Below are 3,526 nucleotides of genomic sequence, written 5' to 3'. Positions count from 1 at the left end.
CAGCGGTCCGCCGCAACTTGACGGGGACGCCCTCGCGCTAATCTCAGCTACGTGAACAGCCCGATCGGTACCCGGCGACCGGTGGCCGCCGAAACGCTGCGGCCCATCGTGGCAGCCGCGCGCGAGTGCTTCGCGCGGATCGGCGTGACGCGCACCCGGATGGACGACGTCGCGACCGGCGCGGGCATGTCCCGCCAAGCTCTGTACCGCTATGTGTCGGGCCGCGACGACCTCGTCGAACTGGCCATCTTGGAGCGCTGTCGGGAATTCGCCGTCGAACTGATCGCCGGAACACCCGACGATCCGTCGGACGTGGTCGAGGCACTGGTCGATCTGTGCCTGCGGATGGTTGGGCTGGCCCGCCACGATAAGGAATTCGGCTACCTCGCCGAGGCGACACCGCGGGTGCGGCTGAACCTGCTGTTGGCCAGCGCTGCCTCGCCGATGCACGGCATGGTCGGCGGTTGCTTCGAACCGCTGTTCGCCCAGGCCGAGCGCGAGGGGGTGCTGCGTCGCGACGTCACCCGGCGTGAGATGACCGAATGGATGCAGGGCGTCTTGACCGTCCTGACTCCGCGGGTCGACCAGGATCCCTCTGAGCAGCGTCGCTACGTGCGCGAGTTCGCAGTCCGCAGCCTCCTTGCATGACATTTTCTCCTCTTTGAGATGACAAAAACATACTTTCGTCATAGCGTGTACGAGTGTGGCCGCCATCTCATGACGTGTCCAGCGCGATCGCCGTCGCAAGGGAGAGTGCAATGCCTGACATCAAATACGGGCTCAACCCAGTCGAATTCCCGCCCATCGCCGCCCACCGGGCCGCTGTGCAAGCCTATGACGAGTCTGGTCTGGACTTCGTCACGTACTGGGATCAGCACTGCCTGACGATCCCGCGCGCCTTATGGACGCCCGATATCTGCCCGGCGGCCGAGATGTTCCACATCGACGCATGGCTGGAACCGTGGCCGCTGCTGACCGATGCGGCGATCCACACCAAGAATCTGCGGATCGGCCTGTCCGCCTCTGACGTCACACGGCGCAGTCCCGACGTGCTGGCCCAACTCGCGCTGACGTTGGACCACTACTCCGAGGGCCGCTTCTTCCTCGCACTCGGTGCCGGCGAAGCCAAGCAGTGCACGCCCTACGGAGTCCCGCGAGACAAGCCGTTCGGCCGCCTCGAGGAGACCCTCAAGCTGCTCAAGATCTGGTTCAACACCAACGATCCCGTCGATTTCGACGGCACCTTCTACAAGGTCAAGGGCGGCGGAATCAGCACGCCGGCGTTCAGTGAGGGCGGTCCGCCGCTGCTCGTCGCCGGCGGACCCGGCAAGGCAATGCGCTACGCCGCGCAGATCGCCGACGGTTGGGTGAGCTACTTCCCGGGCTCAGATGCCGACAGCTACGCGGGCGAGGTGGGTGAGTTCAACAGGCTGGCCGCGGAAGTCGGCAAGAACGGGGACGCGATGACGAAGCTGATGCTCTTCGGCGTGGTGCTGGGCGACACCGAAGAAGACGTCGCGGAGACGCTCAAGAACCCGATCATCCGGTGGGACTCGGCAGCTCTCATCCCAGGCGGCCACACCTGGAAGAAGCACGGTCTGATCAACCCGTTGGGCGAGGACTTCTCCTACCCGCGCGACCTGTTCCCGATGGAGTGGACGCGCGAGGATGCGATGAAGATCGTCGACCAGATCGACCCGGACATGGTGCGGCACTTCAAGTTCTGTGGCACGCCCGAGCAGGTGGCCGGCATGATTCAGCCGTTCATCGAGGCAGGGTGCAACCACGTCATGCTCGGTGACTACGGCTCACTGGTGATGGCAGGCGATATGGGTTCGGCGGTCGACGGCTCGCGCAGGCTGGCTGAGTGCTTCGATCACCTGCGCCGTCTGAACGGGCAGCCCACCAAACTCGACGCGGCGTCGTCAATGGCGGCTGGTTGATCGTGGCGTCGCTCCTGGCCCGCTCAGCGGTGGCACCCGGGATCTCCACCCACTCGAGCGAGGAACACCTACGTTCCTAGGGACTCATAATCCGTTGGTCGCAGGTTCGAGCCCCGGCCGCCTGCCGGTAGGTGGGTCAAAGCCGCCAGCGGGTGTGAGGTAGTGATCTCTCAAGGCGGGATGCTCATCGACTTACGCGACGTCGTCGCCCTCTCAGAAGCCGGCGCCTCAGAATAGACACCGAAGCCTTCGCTTTCAACGAAACCGAACAGGCCTACCTTCAACTCCGCACTGGCCAGCTAGAAGGAAGAGCCGTTGTCGAGCCCAACACCGGCAAGTCCTGAGGGATCGTTGGCCGCCACGAAAGCGGCTCGGGTGCTCGATGTCGAGACTGGCGTCGTAGAACTGTGAAGCGAGCCCGACCCGCGCCTACTTGCCGCCTAGCGTGTGTGATTACCGCCACGCAATCCCTCCCGTTGTAGGAGCGTCTGCGCATGACGACTTTCGCGTTGGTCCACGGCGCTTTCCACGGCGCGTGGTGTTGGGAACGCTTGGCTCCGCTTCTGCGGCAGGCGGGACATGACGTAGTGGCGATGGACTTGCCCGCGGAGGACGGGTCGGCAAGCTTCGACACCTACGCCGATGGCGTGTGCGCTTCCCTCGATGGGTGCGGCGACGATGTGGTGCTTGTGGGTCACTCGTTTGGTGGTCACACGATTCCATTGGTCGCGGCGCGTCGACCGGTGCGGCACTTGGTATACCTGTGTGCCTTGGTCCCAGAGATCGGCAGGAACCTCTACGATCAAGTGGCCGACGAGCCGGAGATGGTGAATCTGGATTTTCGCAACGGGTGCACCGAACCCGATGCGCAACTCCTGATGAGGTGGGTCAACCTCGAACTGCTCCGAGCATTGTTCTACGCCGACTGTGACGACACTATCGCCCAAACGGCCTTCAAACAGATTCGACCGCAATCGTGGTACCCTGCCACCTTGCCGTTCTCGCTGGCCCAATTCCCCTCTGTCCCCTGTACTTTCGTGATATGCAACGAGGATCGAATGCTGGGCCGGAAGTGGGCAGAGCGAGTAGCCCGTGACAGGCTGGGCGCTGAACTCATCGAGCTCCCCGGCAGTCATTCACCGTTCCTTTCACGACCGGTAGCTCTTGCCGACGTGTTGATGCAGGTAGCCGAGCAGTAGTGCACCGCGCCTACGCGCCCGCGCCAGTCGGCAAACCGCGGACCAGTCTGCACACAGTCCGCGCGTCACTAACCCGCAGCCACCTTTGCCCACCACATACCACCGACCAAACCTGTTGGGGCGCAGTCGATTATCTACCAGTGGTCACCACTCGCCACTTTTGACCGCTTCCGTTGGTCGCGGGTTCGAGCCCTGCCCGCCCCACGAAGCGAAAACTTTAGCTCAGAAAGGCTTGTGGCCGCGGGGCCCGACTTGTCTGATCTTGGTCAGACCAACTACGGCTTCGCACGAGGCGACAGCATTAGAACCCGGAGTCGCCGCCGCCGCCCGAGTCGAACCCACCCCCGCCAAAATCGGACCCACCGAACCCGCCGAAATCGAAAT

General features: G+C 63.6%; 3 protein-coding genes. All 3 read left to right on the top strand.

Going from position 1 to position 3,526, the window contains the following annotated elements; genetic code table 11:
• Positions 1-51: 51 nt before the first annotated feature.
• Positions 52-648 (top strand): helix-turn-helix domain-containing protein, encoded by a 597-nt coding sequence (locus VNW74_RS14715; RefSeq protein WP_325678027.1) that lies wholly within the window; start codon positions 52-54, stop codon positions 646-648.
• Between the two features lie 110 nt (positions 649-758).
• A complete protein-coding gene (locus VNW74_RS14710) occupies positions 759-1,943 on the top strand; it encodes an LLM class flavin-dependent oxidoreductase (RefSeq protein ID WP_325678025.1) in 1,185 nt (394 codons plus the stop codon).
• A gap of 494 nt (positions 1,944-2,437) precedes the next feature.
• A complete protein-coding gene (locus tag VNW74_RS14705; protein WP_325678023.1) occupies positions 2,438-3,142 on the top strand; it encodes an alpha/beta fold hydrolase in 705 nt (234 codons plus the stop codon).
• The last annotated feature ends 384 nt before the right edge of the window (positions 3,143-3,526 follow it).

The organism is Mycobacterium sp. (assembly GCF_035570115.1).
Taxonomy (GTDB): Bacteria; Actinomycetota; Actinomycetes; order Mycobacteriales; family Mycobacteriaceae; genus Mycobacterium.
This window is presented reverse-complemented; position numbering and strand designations above follow the sequence as displayed.

Coding starts and splice junctions, on each gene's coding strand:
- VNW74_RS14705 (WP_325678023.1), top strand. CDS start 2,438: ATGACGACTTTCGCGTTGGTCCACGGCGCTTTCCACGGCGCGTGGTGT.
- VNW74_RS14710 (WP_325678025.1), top strand. CDS start 759: ATGCCTGACATCAAATACGGGCTCAACCCAGTCGAATTCCCGCCCATC.